Annotated in this window: 3 protein-coding genes; all 3 read right to left on the bottom strand. The window is 66.4% G+C overall.

Annotation, left to right across the window (positions count from 1 at the left end):
* Positions 1-31 precede the first annotated feature (31 nt).
* Positions 32-1,624 carry an IS66 family transposase gene (gene tnpC, locus I6N89_RS25265; RefSeq protein WP_107978990.1) on the bottom strand — a complete coding sequence of 531 codons (1,593 nt, stop codon included), beginning with the start codon at positions 1,622-1,624 and terminating at the stop codon, positions 32-34.
* Between the two features lie 62 nt (positions 1,625-1,686).
* On the bottom strand, positions 1,687-2,034 hold the full coding sequence (gene tnpB, locus I6N89_RS25260) for an IS66 family insertion sequence element accessory protein TnpB (RefSeq protein ID WP_206076943.1): 348 nt from the start codon (positions 2,032-2,034) through the stop codon (positions 1,687-1,689).
* Positions 2,031-2,399 (bottom strand): IS66-like element accessory protein TnpA, encoded by a 369-nt coding sequence (gene tnpA / locus I6N89_RS25255; protein ID WP_107978991.1) that lies wholly within the window; start codon positions 2,397-2,399, stop codon positions 2,031-2,033. The genes tnpB and tnpA overlap by 4 nt, the downstream gene beginning before the upstream one ends.
* Positions 2,400-2,497 lie beyond the last annotated feature (98 nt).

Below are 2,497 nucleotides of genomic sequence, written 5' to 3'. Positions count from 1 at the left end.
GTAACCGACCGGTTGATACCGTCGCCTGATCCTACGACTTCCAGTTCCACGGGAGCAGTTCGTCGAGGCGGTTGATCTTGTGATCGTGGATACGGTCGAGGACATCAGCAAGCCACGCTTGCGGGTCCAGCCCGCTCATCTTCGCCGTCTCGATCAGGGTCATGGCCCGGGCGAGGGTTTCCCCGCCGCTGTCGGAGCCAGCGAAGAGCCAGTTGCGGCGGCCAACGCCGATCGGGCGCATGGCGCGCTCGGCCGGGTTGTTATCGATCCCGATGCGACCATCCTCGAGGAACAGTTCGAATGAGGGCCAGCGGGAGAGCCCGTAGCGGAAGGCCTTCGCGAGATCGCCCTTGCCTGGGATGCGCGCCAGCTGGGCCTCGGCCCATGCCTTGAAGGCGTCGACCTGGGGGCGGGAGTGCTGCTCCCGTGCGGCCTTGCGCAGGTCGGCGGGTTGGCCGGCGATCCGCCGTTCGACATCGTAGAGCTTCCCGATCCGGTCGAGCGCCTCCCGCGCGATCTCGGACTTCGTGGCCTCCCAGACATCGTGAAAGTCACGCCGCAGATGTGCCCAGCAGGCCGCCTCACGGAACTGGCTGCTGCCGTCCGCGCGGCGCTCGTAGAGCTGGCCAAAGCCTGCATAGGCGTCCGCCTGAAGGATACCGCTGCTGTTTTGCAGGTGCTGACGCGGATGCTCGCCTTTCCGGTCCGGCGAGAAGCGGTAGACCACGCCTGGCGGCGCCGTGCCGGCCCAGGGCCTCTGGTCGGAGACATAGGCCCAGACCCGCCCCTGCTTGACCCCCTTGCCGAGGCCGCGGTCGCGACGGGAGCGGTCCAGGACGCGGATTGGCGTGTCGTCCGCATGCAGCACGGGCGCCGCCATGACTTCGGCCTCGATCCTCTCGATGATCGGCGCGAGCACCTTCATCGCCCGGCCGCACCAGTCCAGCAGTGTGCTGTCGGGCACGTCCGCACCCATGCGCGCGTAGATCTCGTTGAGGCGATAGAGCGGGACATGGTCATCGAACTTGGAGACCAGCACATGCGCCAACAGGCCCGGTCCGGCCATGCTGCCCGGAATCGGGCGGCTTGGCGCCGCGGGCTGCACCATCCTCTCGCAGCGGCGGCAGGACTTCTTCACCCGTGCGATCTCGATGACCTTCATCTGCGCGGCGACCATGTCGAGAAGCTCGCTCACGTCCTCGCCGACCACGCGAAGGTCACCGCCGCAATCAGGACAGCAGGTGCCGGGGTCGAGTTCCCGTCGCTCCCGCGGGGTCTCGTCGGAGACCCGGGGCCTGCGGCGGGGCTTCACCTCAGCGGATCCGGCATCGGCGGCGGGAGGTTCGGCATCCGCTTCGCCAGCCGGTTCATTGCGCTGTTCGGCGACGGCTATCAGCAGGTCTTCCAGCGCCAGCTCGAGCTGGGCGATCTCCCGTTCGATCTTCTCCGAGGACTTGCCGAAAGCCTGTTTCTGCAACCTGGCGATCCGCAGGCGCAGCGCCTGGACCAGCTGTTCGTGGGCCTGAAGCGTGGCCGACATGCGCGCATTCTCCGTCTGAAGCGCGACGATCATCGCCTTCAGAACGGTGGGGTCATCGGTGAGAATGTCGGCGTCTTCGGACATGCCGACAAATACCACGCCGTGTCGTCAAAAGCCAATAAAACAAAGGGAATCAGAGGGGTAAATCACCCCACCCGTGCCGGCGGCGCACCCCAGTCCGGACGCCGCCAGTCGATCCCCTCCCAGAGCATGGCCAGCTGTGCCGAGGTCAGCCGGGCGATGCCACCTTCGGTGCTGGGCCAGGGGAAGCGACCGCGTTCGAGCACCTTGTAGTAGAGGCAGAAACCCTGGCCATCCCAGTAAAGCAGCTTCAGCCGGTCACCTTTGCGCCCCCGGAACGCAAAGACCGCGCCGCTCGCGGGCTTCTGGCGCAGGACATCCTGAGCCATGGTCGACAGCCCCGCGATGCCCTTCCTCATGTCGGTGGCGCCGCAGGCCAGGTAGACCCGAACCCCGGTTCCCGGCCCGATCACGCCGCGTCCACCGCCCGGATCAACCGGGTCAGCGCCTCTTCATCGATCCCGCTGTCGAACCTCAGGCAGCGACCGTTGCTCAGCCGCAGCTCGACCGGAACTGACCGAGACGGCGCGGGGGCGCTTGCCGGCTCCGGGCACGAACTAAAATCCACTGGCAGGAAAACGGCCCCGCGATCCGGCGACCATAGGCCTTTCTTCTTCAGATCACGCCGCCAGCCGTAGATCTGGGACCGCGTGATCTCGTGGCGCTGCGCGACCTGCGTCACCGACACCCCGCCGATGCCGACTTCCGACAGGATCTCCAGCTTCTCATCTTCGCTCCACCGTCGGCGCCGTTCGACACCCAGAACCTCGCCCAGCATGGCTCCTCCGAATAAGACACGTGCATAACGACGTCGTTATGCACGTGTCTTACCTCGGAACCCCAGCCTCAGGCAGGCGGCCCCAATCGGTCGGTTAC

This window comes from Salipiger abyssi, from assembly GCF_017311415.1.
Lineage (GTDB): Bacteria > Pseudomonadota > Alphaproteobacteria > Rhodobacterales > Rhodobacteraceae > Salipiger > Salipiger abyssi_A.
This window is presented reverse-complemented; position numbering and strand designations above follow the sequence as displayed.

Excerpts from the sequence above, each read along its gene's own strand:
- tnpA (WP_107978991.1), bottom strand. The coding sequence starts at position 2,399 with ATGCTGGGCGAGGTTCTGGGTGTCGAACGGCGCCGACGGTGGAGCGAA.
- tnpC (WP_107978990.1), bottom strand. The coding sequence starts at position 1,624 with ATGTCCGAAGACGCCGACATTCTCACCGATGACCCCACCGTTCTGAAG.